The 16,501-nt window shown below is 47.2% G+C and carries 17 protein-coding genes; 16 read left to right on the top strand and 1 reads right to left on the bottom strand.

Annotated elements, in window-relative coordinates; genetic code table 11:
* Positions 1–173 precede the first annotated feature (173 nt).
* Both QZ076_RS20195 and QZ076_RS20200 read left to right on the top strand, forming a co-directional pair.
* A complete protein-coding gene (locus QZ076_RS20195) occupies positions 174–341 on the top strand; it encodes a hypothetical protein (RefSeq protein WP_165359875.1) in 168 nt (55 codons plus the stop codon).
* 164 nt (positions 342–505) lie between these two features.
* Positions 506–1,231 carry a CpsB/CapC family capsule biosynthesis tyrosine phosphatase gene (locus QZ076_RS20200; protein WP_293716767.1) on the top strand — a complete coding sequence of 242 codons (726 nt, stop codon included), beginning with the start codon at positions 506–508 and terminating at the stop codon, positions 1,229–1,231.
* Here QZ076_RS20200 and QZ076_RS20205 read toward each other — a convergent pair whose 3' ends face one another.
* Positions 1,232–2,713, bottom strand: coding sequence for a cobyric acid synthase (locus QZ076_RS20205; RefSeq protein ID WP_293716797.1), 1,482 nt, complete (start codon positions 2,711–2,713; stop codon positions 1,232–1,234).
* Between the two features lie 150 nt (positions 2,714–2,863).
* Here QZ076_RS20205 and QZ076_RS20210 point away from each other — a divergent pair, with 150 nt between their 5' ends.
* The 14 genes from QZ076_RS20210 to QZ076_RS20275 form a co-directional block, all read left to right on the top strand.
* Complete coding sequence (locus QZ076_RS20210; protein WP_293716769.1) at positions 2,864–3,916, top strand: PDDEXK nuclease domain-containing protein; 1,053 nt, start codon at positions 2,864–2,866, stop codon at positions 3,914–3,916.
* A 33-nt stretch (positions 3,917–3,949) separates the two neighbouring features.
* The gene (locus QZ076_RS20215; protein ID WP_293716771.1) at positions 3,950–5,068 is read left to right on the top strand and encodes a DUF5009 domain-containing protein; all 1,119 of its coding nucleotides are present in this window, start codon (positions 3,950–3,952) and stop codon (positions 5,066–5,068) included.
* Between the two features lie 12 nt (positions 5,069–5,080).
* Positions 5,081–6,214, top strand: coding sequence for a DUF5009 domain-containing protein (locus QZ076_RS20220; protein ID WP_293716773.1), 1,134 nt, complete (start codon positions 5,081–5,083; stop codon positions 6,212–6,214).
* Between the two features lie 27 nt (positions 6,215–6,241).
* Positions 6,242–7,444, top strand: coding sequence for an L-serine ammonia-lyase (locus tag QZ076_RS20225; protein ID WP_293716775.1), 1,203 nt, complete (start codon positions 6,242–6,244; stop codon positions 7,442–7,444).
* Positions 7,445–7,468: 24 nt separating this feature from the next.
* Positions 7,469–8,455, top strand: coding sequence for a glycoside hydrolase family 43 protein (locus QZ076_RS20230; RefSeq protein ID WP_293716777.1), 987 nt, complete (start codon positions 7,469–7,471; stop codon positions 8,453–8,455).
* 150 nt (positions 8,456–8,605) lie between these two features.
* Complete coding sequence (locus tag QZ076_RS20235; protein ID WP_293716779.1) at positions 8,606–9,247, top strand: TetR/AcrR family transcriptional regulator; 642 nt, start codon at positions 8,606–8,608, stop codon at positions 9,245–9,247.
* Between the two features lie 8 nt (positions 9,248–9,255).
* Positions 9,256–10,545, top strand: coding sequence for a TolC family protein (locus QZ076_RS20240; RefSeq protein ID WP_293716781.1), 1,290 nt, complete (start codon positions 9,256–9,258; stop codon positions 10,543–10,545).
* A 16-nt stretch (positions 10,546–10,561) separates the two neighbouring features.
* A complete protein-coding gene (locus tag QZ076_RS20245; protein WP_293716783.1) occupies positions 10,562–11,476 on the top strand; it encodes an HlyD family efflux transporter periplasmic adaptor subunit in 915 nt (304 codons plus the stop codon).
* Positions 11,477–11,499: 23 nt separating this feature from the next.
* Positions 11,500–12,402 carry an ABC transporter ATP-binding protein gene (locus QZ076_RS20250; protein WP_293716785.1) on the top strand — a complete coding sequence of 301 codons (903 nt, stop codon included), beginning with the start codon at positions 11,500–11,502 and terminating at the stop codon, positions 12,400–12,402.
* Between the two features lie 171 nt (positions 12,403–12,573).
* Entirely contained in the window at positions 12,574–13,308 is a 735-nt protein-coding gene (locus tag QZ076_RS20255) for an ABC transporter ATP-binding protein (protein WP_293716787.1), read from the top strand.
* A gap of 23 nt (positions 13,309–13,331) precedes the next feature.
* Complete coding sequence (locus QZ076_RS20260; protein ID WP_293716789.1) at positions 13,332–13,688, top strand: four helix bundle protein; 357 nt, start codon at positions 13,332–13,334, stop codon at positions 13,686–13,688.
* On the top strand, positions 13,688–14,851 hold the full coding sequence (locus QZ076_RS20265) for an ABC transporter permease (RefSeq protein WP_293716791.1): 1,164 nt from the start codon (positions 13,688–13,690) through the stop codon (positions 14,849–14,851). Before QZ076_RS20260 ends, QZ076_RS20265 begins: the two co-directional genes overlap by 1 nt.
* Before the next feature lie 9 nt (positions 14,852–14,860).
* Complete coding sequence (locus QZ076_RS20270; RefSeq protein WP_293716793.1) at positions 14,861–15,955, top strand: ABC transporter permease; 1,095 nt, start codon at positions 14,861–14,863, stop codon at positions 15,953–15,955.
* A gap of 168 nt (positions 15,956–16,123) precedes the next feature.
* The coding region (locus QZ076_RS20275; RefSeq protein ID WP_293716795.1) for a helix-turn-helix domain-containing protein at positions 16,124–16,501 on the top strand (378 nt) is incomplete at its 3' end.

Below are 16,501 nucleotides of genomic sequence, written 5' to 3' on the forward strand. Positions count from 1 at the left end.
CTCAATGGCGACGACCGCGAGGTCTACCGAAGTAGCCTGGTCAGTATCGAGCGGACGATCCGGGCGATGATGGCTATGATTCAGTGAACGGACCTCGTAAGGGCGGGTTCCAAACCTGCCTCTACGGAGCCTGTCATATAGATTAAATTATTCATTCTAATAAACATTTTCTCATGTCCAAATTCAAACGAATCATCGAATTTATTCTGGCTTTACTCAACTTTTTGTTTCACTTTAAACCTGTACCGGATGATGAAACACCCGATGTTGCCGAATCTTATCCGAGTCCTGTGCCGCCTGCTTCGGCGAGGGCTGATCCTTTGTTTGAAACTATCCCTTAGGATAGGTATCAGATAGTAACCTATTCCCGCTGCCAGTGGCTTTTCTTGTACGGACAGCTACAGACAGCGGGTTTTGTCGTTTGTGGGGGAGAGAAGGAATTTCGATTTGGAAATCACTGTACTTTGTTGTACCTTTGATGGTTGTTTTTCAATACAGATATATTATGAACGCATTCCTCTCTGATTTATTTACCCGGAAAAAGCCTCTGTGGCCGGGCATGACCGATGTCCATACTCATTTGCTACCGGGTGTAGATGATGGGTTTTCGTCGGAAGAAGAGAGTCTCGATATGCTCTCGTTCCTGGGTACATGCGGGGTGAAACGTCTTTTTCTGACACCGCATATAATGGCTGATCTGACGAAGAACCGGGGAGCATACCTCCAGGAGAGGTTCGACCTTTTCCGCAATAATTGTACGGGTATAAACATCGAGCTTCGTCTGGCTGCCGAGTATATGTTGGACGAATGTTTTTACGACCGCATGAACGAAGGGCTGCTCTCGTATGACGGAAAGCACGTGTTGGTGGAAGTATCCTTTATGCAGGCCCCCGGCGATCTGTTTGATAAACTGTATGATTTGCAGCTGAACGGGTATATCCCGATTCTGGCTCATCCGGAACGTTTCGGTTTCTGGAATATAAATGAGTTGCTGAAACTGAAAGAGCACGGATGTAAATTCCAATTGAATCTTTTCTCCCTGGTCGGCTTCTACGGGCCGTTACCTCATAAGACTGCCTCTTCTCTACTGAAGAAAGGTTGTTATGATTTCGTCGGAACCGATATCCATTCCCTCAATTACCGCAGTCTTTACGACTCCCTCAAACTCAAAAAAGACCAATTTGAGGCGGTGGAAAAACTGATGCATGGGAATGGGTTGTTGTGGGAGTGATTACAGCGTACTGTAAATATACTCCATATCCACATGTTTCCGAACCAAATCGGCTAGTTTTTCATATTGTTCTTCCTTGAAAGCTGCATAATCGAAAGGAACGGCATCTGCTTCTTTGTCGAAGCCCTCCGCCAGGCAATCCAATACGACGGGGTTGTCCAGTATGCCGTGCATGTAGCTGCCCCAGCAACGGTTGTCGAGGTAATATCCGTCCAGTCGTCCGTCTTCGAGGCGGGCCACGGGACTTTCCGGAGCGTTGCCTAAAAGGGTGGTGCGTCCCATATGTATTTCGTATCCCCGGCAGGTAGAGTCGTTACCCGGCAGAAAAATGAATGTGCTTTGCTTTGTGACTTTCTCCTGTTCGATCACCGTGCATTGTGGAAGTAATCCGAGTCCCGGAACCGCAGGCAGGTTACCCTCTATTCCTTCCGGATCTTCCAGGCGGGCACCCATCATCTGGTAGCCGCCACAGATACCGATCACCTTTTTCCCTTTCTTGTAAGCCCGCACGATCGCATCGGCAATGCCGTTGGCACGGATGCTTTGCAGATCCGACAATGTGTTTTTGGAACCGGGCAGGAGGATAATATCCGCTTTCTCCACTTCGTCGATATTACTTGTGTAGTAAGGATTGAAGCGAGGATCCATGTCCAGTACATCGAAGTCGGTGAAGTTGGACATACGTTTCAGCAGGACGATCGCCACGTTGATCTTACCTTCCTGCCAGGTATTGGTTTTCATATCCAGGGCAACCGAGTCTTCTTCCTCTATCTTGATATCGCGAAACCAGGGAATAACGCCGACCACCGGGATACCCGTCAGCTCTTTCAATATCGCGCGTCCTTCTTCAAACAACGATGCATCCCCGCGGAATTTATTGATGATGATCCCTTTCATCTGTGCCCGTTCTTCCGGTTTGAGCAAGGCAATAGTGCCGTACACGGAACCGAATACGCCACCCCGGTCGATGTCGGCCACCAGATAAGTGGAGGCATCTGCCTGTATGGCCATGCGCATATTGGTGATGTCGCGGTCGCGGAGGTTCAGCTCCGAGATACTTCCCGCACCTTCCAATACGATCGGGTTATAGCGCGACTCCAGGCGTCGGAACGAAGCGATCGCCTCTTTGAAGAGTTCTTCTTTCTGGTTGTGAATACCGAAATAGTCCTTTGCCGACATATTGCCGACCGGCTTCCCGTTCAATACGACCTGCGAGCTTTTGTCGTTGGTCGGCTTCAGCAGAACCGGGTTCATATCCGTATGTGGGGCAATGCCGCATGCTTCGGCCTGCACCACCTGTGCACGGCCCATCTCGCCGCCTTCGGGGGTAGAGTAGGAGTTGAGCGACATATTCTGCGCCTTGAAAGGGGCAGGTCGGTATCCGTCTTGCTTGAAGATTCGGCAGAAGGCTGCGTTGATTACACTTTTTCCCGCATCGGAACAAGTGCCAACGAACATAATCGGTTTCAGGTGTTGTTTCATCATGGCTGCAAAACTAATGAAAAGTTACGGGATTTGTATTTTATTCAAATAAAATAATTGAAATCCCATAGTATTGTGTAAATTTGCGTATAATAGCTCTGTAATTAATGAAGAATTGGTAGGTAGGCTATATGTAAATTAGTCATATTCATGGAGAATAATGTTATCATAGATCTTGATTTTAAGCAATGGGTGCAAAACTTGAAAGAACAAATCAAGCAAGCGCAGATCAAAGCGGCAGTGAAGGTAAACGGCGAATTGCTACACCTTTACTGGACTCTGGGATATGAGATTACTTTACGCTATGAAGATGCAAAATATGGTAGTGCCTTTTTCAATACGCTTAGCCGTGAGCTGTTATCCGACTTTCCAAATATGAAAGGTTTTTCGGAAACCAATCTGAAATATATCCGTCGTTGGTATATGTTTTATAATCAAGATGATGTAAATCGTCCACAGCTTGTGGACGATTTCGAAGATGTCTTTTTCGCTGTTCCTTGGGGTCACCATCGGTATATCATAGAGAAATGTAAGGATAGGCAGGAAGCATTTTTCTATATCCGTAAAACGGTGGAGAACAATTGGAGCCGCTCTGTATTGTTGAACTTCCTTGATACGGATTTATATGAGCGTCAAGGTAGGTCGGTGAATAACTTCGGTAGATTATTACCGGTGCCACAAAGTGATTTGGCAGAACAAATAATTAAAGATCCTTATAATTTCGATTTTCTCACGTTGACGGAGAATTATTGTGAACTGGAGTTGGAAGAGGCTTTGATTAATAATATGACGAAGTTTTTACTCGAACTAGGACAGGGGTTTGCCTATGTTGGCAAGCAGGTTCCTTTAGAAGTTGGAGGTGATACTTATTTTGCCGATTTGTTGTTCTATCATTTGGAATTACGCTGTTATGTTGTTGTTGAGCTCAAGGCGTGTAAATTTCATCCTGCATTTGTGGGACAGTTGGGCATGTATGTAAGCGCTATCAACCATTTGAAGAAAAAAGAGATTGACGCTCCTACCATAGGGTTGATTATATGTAAAACAAAAAATACTATTACTGCTCAATATGCATTGGAAAGTAGTAGCCAGCCTATCGGTATTTCTGAATATCAATTTTCAACATTGATACCAGAGGATTTTAAGAGCCGGTTACCTTCAATAGAAGAGATAGAATCATCATTAAAGGGGAATGATGATTAATGAGATAGATACTTAATTTCTAAATTCGATACAATGGAAAAACAAAAACAAACTCAGCGGCTTCAGTCGTTGGATGCCTTGCGGGGGTTCGACATGTTCTTTATCATGGGAGGCGGTTCCCTCTTTATCGCACTGGCCACCCTGATTCCGACTCCTTTCTTTCAATCGGTGGCAGACCAGATGCATCATGCACGATGGGGAGCCGGATTTACAGTAGAAGATATTATTTTCCCTTTGTTTCTGTTCATTGCGGGGATATCTCTGCCTTTCTCCTTGTCGAAACAACGGGAACATGGAATGTCGGAAGCGGCTATCTATAAAAAGATCATCCGCAGGGGAATTACACTCGTTGTTCTTGGTTGTGTTTATAACGGCCTGCTGAATTTTGATTTCGAGACACAGCGTTATGCCAGTGTGCTGGCGCGTATCGGTCTGGCCTGGATGTTCGGGGCTTTGATCTTTGTGAATACGCGGACGATTACGCGGGTGTGGATCGTTGCTGCTATCCTGATCGGTTACTGGCTGCTGCTGGCCTTTGTTCCGGCACCCGACGGAAACGGGGCGGAGGTATTTACCCGCGAGGGATGCTTTGCCTGCTATATCGACCGTCTGTTATTACCGGGGCGTTTGCACGGTGGTAACTATGATCCTGAAGGTATCCTGTCCACCTTGCCGGCTATCGGAACGGCTTTGCTGGGGATGTTTACCGGAGAATTTATCAAGTTGCAAAAGAAAGGGCTGACGGAGACGAAGAAGGTTCTTTATATGCTGTGTGCGGGAGCTGTCCTACTGGTGATCGGATTGCTGTGGGGATTGTTTTTTCCGATCAATAAGTATTTGTGGACGAGCTCGTTTGTTTGTACTGTCGGCGGTATTTCCATGTTGTTGTTTGCCTTGTTCTATTATATCGTGGACGTGAAAGGGATAAGGGGCTGGACGCCTTTCTTTACTGTGATCGGTATGAATTCTATTACGATTTACCTGGCACAGGAGTTTGTGAATTTCACCTTTACGGCAAATGCCATCTTCGGCGGACTGATCGGACTGACACCGGAAACGGCTCAACCCTTATTCGGGGCAATAGCGTATATTGCTGTCTGCTGGGGCTTCCTTTACTTCCTCTATCGTCAACGTATTTTCTTAAAAGTCTAACATAATTATCAAATGGAAAAAACTACTTATAAGCGACTGGAGTCGCTCGATGCACTTCGCGGATTCGATCTATTCTTTCTCGTGGCCCTGGGGCCGTTGGCACATTCACTGGCCCGTGCGGCAGATGTGGAATGGTTGAATAGTAGTATGTGGCTATTTAGCCATGAAGCCTGGGTTGGCTTTTCTCCCTGGGACTTGATTATGCCCTTATTCCTTTTCATGTCGGGGGCGTCTATGCCGTTTGCCTTATCCCGCTTTAAAGGGGTTTCCGACAAGAAAGCTCTTTTCCGCCGGTTGGGTAAACGTATCCTGTTGCTTTGGATATTCGGTATGATGTGCCAAGGTAACCTGCTCGGCCTCGATCCGAACCGTATCTATTTATATTCTAATACATTGCAGGCAATTGCGGCGGGCTATCTGATTACCGCTGTACTCTTCCTCTATACGAGCCGTCGCACACAGATCGGAGTGGCTGTTGTCTTATTGCTTGTCTACTGGGCGGCGATGCAGTTTATTACCATCGGCAACTACGGGGGAGGTAACTATACGCCCGAAGGAAACCTGGCTGAATGGATTGACCGTGCCGTGCTGGGACGTTTCCGGGATGGAGCGAAAGTAGTGGATGGCGAAGTTGTTTTTTCTCCCAGATATTATTATACATGGATATTGAGTAGCCTGAACTTCGGTGTAACTGTACTGACCGGATTATTTGCCGGCTATATTGCCAAGGATAAAACGAGCGATGTATATAAGCTGAAATGGTATTTCGGAGCCGGAGCAGCTATGGTGGCAGCCGGATGGTTATGGGGATTGCAGATGCCGGTTATTAAAACGATATGGACGAGTTCTATGGTGCTGGTCAGCAGCGGTTACTGTTTCCTGCTGATGGGATTGTTCTATTATCTGATCGATTATAAGGGATATAATAAGAATATCACCTGGTTGAAAGTGTACGGAATGAACTCTATCGTGGCGTATATGCTGGCTAATGTCATTAATTTCAGCTGTTTGGGCGAGTCCTTGTTTTATGGGCTTCAGCAATATATGGGGAATTATTATTCCTTTTTGATTAGCTTGTCAAACATATTGGTTATTTATGTAATTTTGTGGTGGCTTTATAAACGTAATATATTTCTTAAAGTATAAAAACACACAAAACAAGGAAAACAGAAAATGGAATCGATCAAACAGATATATCGAATCGGCCATGGCCCGTCGAGTAGCCACACGATGGGGCCGATACGTGCTTCGCGGATGTTTTTGGAACGCAACCGGCAGGCTGCACGTTTCAATGTAACGTTGTATGGTAGCCTGGCTGCTACCGGAAAGGGTCACATGACGGATGCCGGTATCCTTGAAGTGCTGCAACCCGTGGCTCCGACGAATATTACCTGGGAACCTAAAACATTCCTGCCGTTCCACCCGAACGGAATGCTGTTTGAGGCGTTCAACGATAAAGACGAGAGGCTGGAAGCATGGACAGTTTACAGTATCGGTGGCGGCACGCTTGCCAACGAGACTTTTAACGAGTTGAAGACTGCCAAAGTCTACGAAATGAGTACCATCAAGGATATTCAGGCCTGGTGCGAAAAGACCGGTCATTCTTATTGGGAGTATGTGGAACAATGCGAAGGCCCGCAGATATGGAATTATCTGGCCGAGGTATGGGAAGTGATGCAACAGGCTGTGCTCAACGGTCTGGAAGCGGAAGGTATCCTGCCGGGTGGTCTGGGCATACGTCGTAAGGCATCCGACTACCTGATTCGTGCCAAAGGATACGGCAGCAGCATCAAAAGCCGCGGAATGGTATATGCTTTTGCATTGGCGGTCTCTGAGGAGAATGCCAGCGGAGGAAAGATCGTGACGGCTCCTACCTGTGGTTCCTGTGGCGTGTTGCCGGCTGTATTGTATCATCTGAAAGATACCCGTGAATTTCGCGACTCGCGTATCCTGCGTGCATTGGCTACTGCCGGCCTGTTCGGTAATGTGGTCCGTACGAATGCATCGGTATCCGGTGCGGAAGTAGGTTGTCAGGGTGAAGTCGGAGTTGCCTGTGCGATGGCTGCCGCTGCTGCCAGCCAGCTCTTCGGGGGAACGCCTGCACAGATCGAGTATGCTGCCGAGATGGGATTGGAGCATCACCTGGGCCTGACTTGTGACCCTGTTTGCGGACTGGTACAGATACCTTGCATCGAGCGTAATGCGTTTGCCGCTGCACGTGCACTGGATGCGAATACCTTCTCGAACTTCTCTGACGGTAAACACCGGGTGAGTTTCGACCAGGTAGTGGAAGTGATGCGTCAGACGGGTAACGACCTGCCCAGTCTGTACAAGGAAACTTCCGAAGGTGGTCTGGCCAAGAAGTACGGAGACTAAGACTATTTTATAAATCTATATTATATGAATAAAAGTTGTGTTATTGCTGTATGTGCCGCCGCCTTGATGTCGGCTTGCGGACAACAGAAACAGCAGTCTGCAGAGGTGGCGAAAAGCGGCAACCCTGTGTTCGAAGGATGGTATGCCGATCCCGAAGGTATTATCTATGATGATACTTATTGGATCTATCCTACCAGGAGTGACCTGTACGAGAACCAGATCCTCTTTGACTGCTTCTCATCTAAAGACCTTGTAAACTGGACGAAGCATTCTTCTATCCTGGATACGACCGAAGTAAAATGGGCGAAACAGGCCATGTGGGCACCGTCTGTCATCAGTAAGGATGGCAAGTATTATTTCTTCTTTGGCGCGAACGATGTGCATGAAGGTGAGGTAGGCGGTATCGGCGTTGCCGTGAGCGACCGTCCGGAAGGGCCTTATAAAGACCTGATTGGTAAGCCGCTTATCAACGAGATTGTGAACGGGGCGCAGCCTATCGATCAGTTCGTGTTTAAGGATGGCGACCGCTATTATATGTATTATGGCGGTTGGGGACATTGCAACGTAGTGCAACTGAACGACGACTTTACCGGACTGGTGCCGTTCGAAGACGGAACCATCTATAAGGAAGTAACGCCGGAAAGCTATGTGGAGGGCCCGTTCATGTTTAAAAAGAACGGTAAATACTATTTCATGTGGAGCGAAGGCGGCTGGACCGGCCCCGACTATGCGGTGGCTTATGCCATTGCAGATTCTCCTTTCGGTCCGTTCGAACGGGTAGCCAAGATACTGGAGCAAGACTCGACGATAGCGAGAGGAGCCGGCCATCATTCCGTTATACATGTGCCGAATTCGGAAGATTATTACATCGTTTACCACCGTCGTCCGTTGAACGATACGGCACGCGACCATCGGGTGACTTGTATCGACCGGATGACTTTCGACAAGGACGGATACATCAATCCGGTTAAGATGACCTTCGAAGGAGTAGCGGAAAGAAAAATAAAATAAGCTTTCCTCCATTGTATAAAAGATATTAAAATAAGGGTGCAGTAGTTGCATCCTTATTTTTTTATACTACTTTTGACACATCTGTCAAACAATAATGTCAAACATGATTGACAGACAGTTGTGACAGATGAAGAAAAAGCAAGATATACAATGAGTACAGAAGAAGTAAACACGATGGAAGAACGTATCCTTGAGGCAGCCAAACAGGTCTTTGTAACGAAAGGGTATGAGGCGACTAAGATGGGAGACGTAGCGGCCGAGGCTGGTATCGGACGTACCGCTTTACATTATTATTATCGAACGAAAGAGATGTTGTTCGATGCTATATTCGACCAGTTGATGGGCGATTTGTTGCCTAACCTGGGGGTAATCATGAACGAGGATCTTCCTTTCCTGGAGAAGCTGCCGAGAATTGTGGAGCAATATGTAAAGACCTTACAGAAGAATCCGCTCCTGCCTATTTTCGTTATCAGTGAATTGCAGCGTGATCCGGAGCATATTTATCAGTCGGTGCTCAAAGACCCGGCCAGGGTGGAGCCGATTATCCATTTGCGAACCCAGATACAGGACGAGATGGAGAAAGGGTTGCTGAAGAAAATGCCTTTGGTCTATACCGCTTCGACACTGGTCAGCCTGGTGATTTTCCCAGCATTGGTCAGAAAGCCGTTTACGACCGTCTTTATGGATGGCGATACGGCGAAATTCGATGCATTCTTTAAGGAACGCGTCCCATTCATTACCGATATAATGATCCGGTTGCTGACACCGGACGATCATACACAGAATAAATAAATATCTCTATGAAACGGATTTATGTGATCTTATTCTTATGTCTCCCCCTGTTGCCGGGGATAGTGAAAGGACAGGAGACAATTACGTTGGCACAATGCTATGAGTGGGCTCGTGCCAATTTCCCGCAGATACACCAATATGGTCTTATCGGGCAGACGGAACAGTATAATTTGTCGAATGCCTCGAAAGGCTGGCTTCCCCAACTGTCGGTAAATGCGAAAGCAACCTACCAGAGCGAAGTGACCAAGCTCCCTTTTGATTCCGAAATGTTATCGGCCGTTATGCCGGGAATGAATATTCCGACGTTGAGCAAAGACCAGTATCAGATTGTGGGCGAAGTAAACCAGAATATCTGGGACGGCGGAATCATCCACACCACTCGCCAACTGACTAAAGCGCAGGCTGCTGCCGACCGCGAACAACTGGAAAGCGATCTGTATGCCTTGAACGACCGTGTGAACCAGCTTTATTTCGGCTGTCTGCTTCAGGAAGAGTTGATCCGCCAGAACGCACTGCTTCAAAAGGAGCTGCAAATCAATATCGACCGGATAACGGCTATGATGGAAAACGGCGTAGCCAACCAGTCTGATCGCGAAAGTATGGAGGTCGAATTGCTGAATGCCCGCCAGAAGGAGATCGAGTTGAAAGCGTCGCGGGTAGCTTTCGGTAGGATGCTGAGTGCGTTGATCGGGAAGCCTTACGACAAAGACCGGGTTTTGGTGGTTCCTTCTGTACCGGGTAACCCGTTGTCGGCAGAGATAGATCGTCCCGAATTGCGTGCGCTGGATGCTAAAAGCCATTTGCTGGATGTCCAGAACAAGCAGATCACCAGTGGCCTGATGCCGCGTATCGGTGCATTCGTGCAGGGAGGATACGGACGTCCGGGATTGAATATGCTGGAGGATAGCTTTAGTCCGTTCTATATGGCGGGTGTACGTTTGTCGTGGAATATGGGTAAACTGTATACTTTGAAGAACGATCGCCGTAAAGTCTCGACCAGCATTCAGCAGATAGAGGTTCAACGTGAAACCTTTCTGTTCAATACTTCGTTGCAACTGATGCAACAGAATACGGAGATACAGAAGGTGGCCGACCTGATGAAAGCCGATGACAAAATTATCCGCCTGCGTACCAGCATCAAGAATGCTGCGGAGGTGAAGCTGGCAAACGGCGTTATTTCCGTCACCGACCTGATCCGTGAGATCAATGCGGAAGACCTGGCTAAACAGTCTGCTGCCGCCCATCGCATCCAACACCTGAATGCTATTTATAATTATATGTATACGACGAACAATTAATAATGAACAATTAATAATGAATAATGAGATGAAAGGATTGGGTTCTTATATATTGAGTGCGGCAGTGTTATTTAGTCTGGCTGCATGTAACAGGGGAGATGATAACTTCGATGCCACCGGTACCTTTGAAGCAACCGAAATACTGGTTTCGTCCGAAGCTAACGGAAAGATCATGGAGCTGAATATAGAGGAAGGCGACCGTTTGGATGCCGGAGCTATGCTTGGGTATATAGACAGTACCCAGTTGTATCTGAAGAAAATGCAGTTGGCAGCCGGCCTGCGTTCGGTCGATGTACGCAAACCGGATATACGCAAACAGATTGCAGCCTTGGAACAACAGATCGCCACCGCCCGCACCGAGCAGCAGCGTATGGAAAACCTGGTAAAAGCAAAGGCCGGCAACCAGAAGCAGGTAGACGACATCGTAAACAATATCAAGTATCTCCAGAAACAACTGGATGCCCAATACTCGACTCTGAATAAAACGACCGGAGGAGCCGACGCGGATGCCGAAAGTATCCTTTACCAGATCATGCAGCTGGACGACCAGTTGCAGAAAAGCCGTATCACCAACCCTTCTACGGGAACCGTTCTGGTGAAATACGCCGAACCGGGTGAAGTAACGGCTGCTGGTAAGCCCCTGTATAAAATAGCCGATACCGACCTGCTTTATCTTCGTGCTTATATCACAGCCGACCAACTCTCTACGTTGAAACAGGGACAGGCTGTCCGCGTTTTTGCCGACTATGGCGATAGCGACCGCCGGGAGTATCCGGGCACTATCACCTGGATCTCGGATAAATCGGAGTTCACCCCGAAAGGTATCCAGACCAAAGACGAACGTGCCAATCTGGTCTATGCCATCAAGATCGCCGTCAAGAACGACGGCTACCTGAAGATCGGGCAGTATGGGGAAACGAGGTTTAATTAATAATGAATAATTAATAATTAATAATGAATAACGAAGTACGGGTTGAAGGGGTATTCAAGAATTACGGCGAGGTGCAGGCTTTGCAGGATATTTCTTTGGATATACATTCGGGGGAATTGTTCGGCCTGATCGGGCCGGACGGGGCAGGGAAGACAAGCCTGTTCCGTATCCTGACTACGTTGTTGCTGGCGGATAAAGGGACGGCGACAGTTTGCGGCCTCGACGTCGTTCGCGATTATAAGAAGATCCGTACGATGGTCGGCTACATGCCCGGTCGCTTCTCGCTCTATCAGGATCTGACTGTCGAGGAGAACCTGAATTTCTTCGCCACTGTCTTTAATACGACCATCGAGGAGAACTACGATCTGGTACGCGACATCTACGTCCAGATCGAACCTTTCAAGAAACGGAAAGCAGGTAAGCTGTCGGGCGGCATGAAGCAAAAGCTGGCGTTGAGTTGTGCTCTGATCCATCGCCCGGAAGTTCTTTTCCTGGATGAACCGACCACCGGTGTCGACCCTGTCTCCCGTGTGGAGTTCTGGGATATGCTCGACCGGCTGAAGAAGCAGGGGATAACGATCCTTGTCTCTACGCCTTATATGGATGAGGCTTCCCGTTGCGACCGTATCGCTTTGATGCGTTCCGGCCGGTGCTTGTCCGTCGATACGCCGGCAGGCATCCGTGCTTCCTTCGGCAGGCAGCTGTGGGCTGTCCGTTCGGCAGACATGTATAGGTTGCTGGTCGACCTTCGCTCTTTTCCCGGAACGTATTCTTGCTTCGCTTTTGGCGATGCGCATCATCTTACGTTGAAAGAAGATGGGAAAGAGATGGACGCTTTGAAGCTGTTCCTGAAAGGGAAAGGTTATACCGACATAATGGTAGAACCGGTGGAGCCGAGTGTGGAAGATTGCTTTATGGCTTTATAGACTTATAAACAGTCGATTACAGTTACTTCGTAGTTCCTGTGTTTGGAAACTCCAGTTCCCTGCGGAGGAAACTGTAATTCCCTAGGCAGGGAACTCGCGTTTCCTAAGGAAGAAACTACAGTTTCCTTAGTAGGAAACGAAGACAATATAAAACCTTCATATAGATATATAATGAACGTAATAGAAACAAACAACCTGACGAAACGCTTCGGCACCTTTACGGCTGTCGATCATATCAGCTTCGAAGTAGGCGAGGGGGAGATTTTCGGTTTCCTCGGAGCTAACGGGGCGGGGAAGACTACAGCCATGCGTATGCTGTGCGGACTGTCGGCTCCCACATCCGGCGAAGCCCGTGTCGCAGGTTTCGATGTATATAAGGAGACCGAGCAGATCAAGCGGCATATCGGCTATATGAGTCAGAAGTTTTCCCTGTATGGCGACCTGAAAGTGTGGGAGAACATCCGTCTGTACGGAGGTATCTACGGTCTGTCGGAGAAGAAGCTGGCAGAAAAGACGGACGAACTGCTCGATGTGCTGAATCTGGAGGCAGAGCGGAATACACTGGTCGACGCCCTTCCTCTGGGGTGGAAGCAGAAGCTGTCTTTCTCGGTGGCTGTCATTCATGAACCGCGCATTGTGTTTTTGGATGAGCCGACCGGCGGTGTCGATCCTGTCACCCGCCGTCAGTTCTGGGAACTGATCTATCAGGCGGCCGAACGGAACATAACCGTCTTCGTGACGACCCATTATATGGACGAAGCCGAATATTGCAACCGTGTCTCTATCATGGTAGACGGAAAGATCGAGGCACTCGACAGCCCGGCGGCACTCAAAGCCACTTTCCATGCCGATAATATGAACGAAGTCTTTCACGCCCTGGCGCGGAAAGCTAAACGCAATGAATAATTAATAATTAATAATGAATAATTATGGAGAGGGAGAATGCGGTTAAGTTGAAGTCTTATGATTTTGCTCTGCGAATGATTAAGGCCTATAAGTATTTAACAAGTTCACAACGTGAGTTTGTGTTGTCGAAGCAAATGTTACGAAGTGGAACTGCTATTGGAGCATTAGTTCGTGAAGCGGAGTATGCCCAATCGAAAGCTGATTTTGTAAGTAAGCTAAGTATAGCATTAAAAGAAGCGAATGAAACTGCTTACTGGATTTCTCTGTTAAAAGACTCTGAATATATAGACCCTTCAGGTGCAAGTTCATTAGCAACTGATTGTTATGAGTTAATCAAATTATTAACAAGCATTATTGTAAAAACAAAACAACAAAAATAATGATCCCTCTTAAATTATTCATTATTAATTATTCATTATTAATTAACAAAAGTCCCTTTTGGGCTTTTGTTAGAAAGGAATTCTATCATATCTTCCGTGACAAGCGGAGTATGATGATCTTGCTGGCAATGCCGGTCATCCTGATTATTTTGTTCGGATATGCCATTACAACCGAGATAAAATGTGTTCCTATTGCCGTATTCGATCAGAGCCGGGACGAGGTGACGGGAAAGATTGTCGAGCATCTACGGTCGAGCGAGTACTTCGAACTGTATAAAATGATCGGTAGCGAGGAAGAAGCACAGACACTTTTCCGGCAAGGAAAGGTAAGACTCGTCGTTGTGTTTCCACCGCAATACGCTTCAACGCCCGATGCCGAAGTACAGCTATTGGCCGATGCTACCGATCCGAATGAGGCGACACAGCTGACCGGTTATGTAACATCGGTCGTTCTCTCTGCAAAGGCCGAGATACAAGGACAACTACTGCAATCGCAAGGCAACGCCGGATCGATGCAGGCCGGTATTACCCCTGTGGTGCATCTGCTTTACAATCCACTGATGAAAGGCGCTTACAACTTTGTGCCGGGGGTGATGGGGTTGATCCTGATCCTGATCTGTGCCATGATGACCTCGGTCGGTATCGTAAAGGAAAAGGAGATGGGGACGATGGAGGTGCTGCTGGTTTCTCCGATGAAGCCGGTTTACATCATTCTGGCCAAGGCAGCTCCCTACCTGTTGCTTAGTATTGTCAATATAGCGACTATTCTCTCGCTGTCTTATTTCCTTCTGGATGTTCCGATAGCGGGCAGCCTGACTCTGCTGGTAGCGGTTTCCATCCTCTATGCCCTGGTTTCGCTCTGTCTGGGGTTGCTCATTTCTACGATGGTCGAGACGCAACAGGCGGCCATGCTGATCAGTGCCATGGCGCTGATGTTGCCGGTGATGCTGCTTAGCGGCATGATGTTTCCGATCGAGAACATGCCGGATATCCTGCAATGGCTCTCGAATATCGTACCAGCCAAATGGTATATCATCGCTGTAAAGGATGTGATGATAAAAGGATTGGGGGCCGCGTCCATTCTGAAAGAGATCGGCATATTGGTATTGATGGTGGTGGTTTTGGTGCTGCTGAGTGTAAAGCGTTTTAAGATTCGTTTATAAAAGAAAGTTATGAGAACATTACGATATTTACTTGAAAAGGAATTTAAACAGATCAAACGTGACCGTTTTTTGCCCCGGATCATTTTTCTGGTTCCGTTGATGCAACTTATCATTCTGCCTTTTGCCGCTAACTTCGAAATGCGGAATATCAATCTGGGGCTGATCGACAACGATCATTCGGTACTGTCTGCACAGCTGACGGAAAAGATCCTTTCGTCCGGCTATTTCCGCCTGACGGATGTATCGCCCAGTTATAACCAGGCCATCACCTCGATTGAAAGCAACCAGTCGGATCTTCTGCTTGAAATACCGGCTAAATTCGAACAACAACTCGGACGGGAAGGGCAGGCCGAGGTGCTGATTGCCGCTAATGCCGTGAACGGGACGAAAGGGGGAATGGGCAGCTCTTACCTCTCGCAGATCATCCAGGATTTTAACCGGGAGAAAGGCTTGTCCGGCGGAGTGGCTTTGAGCGGCGTGCGTTCGACGAATCTTTTTAATCCGCATCTGAATTATAAGATTTATATGGTTCCGGGTATTATGGTCTTCCTGCTGACGATTATCGGCGGTTTCCTTTCAGCGTTGAATATTGTCAGTGAAAAGGAAAAAGGGACTATCGAGCAGATAAACGTAACGCCCGTTCCTAAAACACTGTTCCTGCTTTCCAAACTGATCCCGTTCTGGATCATCGGCTTTATTCTGTTGACGATCGGTGCGATCGTAGCCTGGATCGTTTATGGCCTGGTTCCGGTTGGGAGTATGGGGATTATTTATTTGTTTGCGGCTGTCTATCTGATTGCTTTTACAGGTTTCGGACTGGCTATTTCTTCGATTTCATCCACCCAGCAACAGGCGATGTTTACGGCTTTCTTCTTCATGATTATTTTTGCTTTGTTAAGCGGTCTCTTCACTCCGATCAGCAGCATGCCGCAGTGGGCGCAGGATATGACCTTATTCAATCCGGTTCGTTATTTTGTGGAAGTGATGCGAATGATTTATCTGAAAGGCAGCCATTTCTCAGATCTGGTCTGGCATTTTATCGTAGTCTGCCTGTTTGCCGCATTCTTTAATGTTCTGGCGGTGATTAGTTATCGGAAAAATTAGGACAGAGGAGGAAAGATAATAGCGTTTTTGTATAATTGGCCGGCAATCCTTCGGTTTTTGTCGGATGTAAATGTTCTACAGCATACTTAACCAATTTTTACACACTTCTTGGCTGTTTTTAACGCTACTCTTTTATATTTGATTCAAATCTGAAACAATATTTCAAATATGGAAAGCGTTATTCCAAATATGGAAAAAGGAGAAGAGAATTATAAGGTGCCTAATCTTGAAAAGGGGATTGCGGTGCTTGAATATCTTTCGCTCCGCCCACAGGGTGAGACGCTACAGGATATTAAGAGTAAGTTGGATATCTCACAAACAACAGCTTACCGTATTTTGAATACATTGGTTCGTTTGGATTATCTTAACTATAATGAAGATACGAAGCGCTACAAGTTATCGAGAAAATTGCTAACTTTGGGTTTTAGATCGTTGAATGAACACAATTTGTTGGAAACAGTTTTACCTCGCTTGCGTGAGTTGCGCGATAAAGTGGGGGAGACTGCCTGTTTTGGTGTACTAGGAAATGAAAAGGGTATTTTTATC

This window comes from uncultured Parabacteroides sp., assembly GCF_905196875.1.
Lineage (GTDB): Bacteria > Bacteroidota > Bacteroidia > Bacteroidales > Tannerellaceae > Parabacteroides.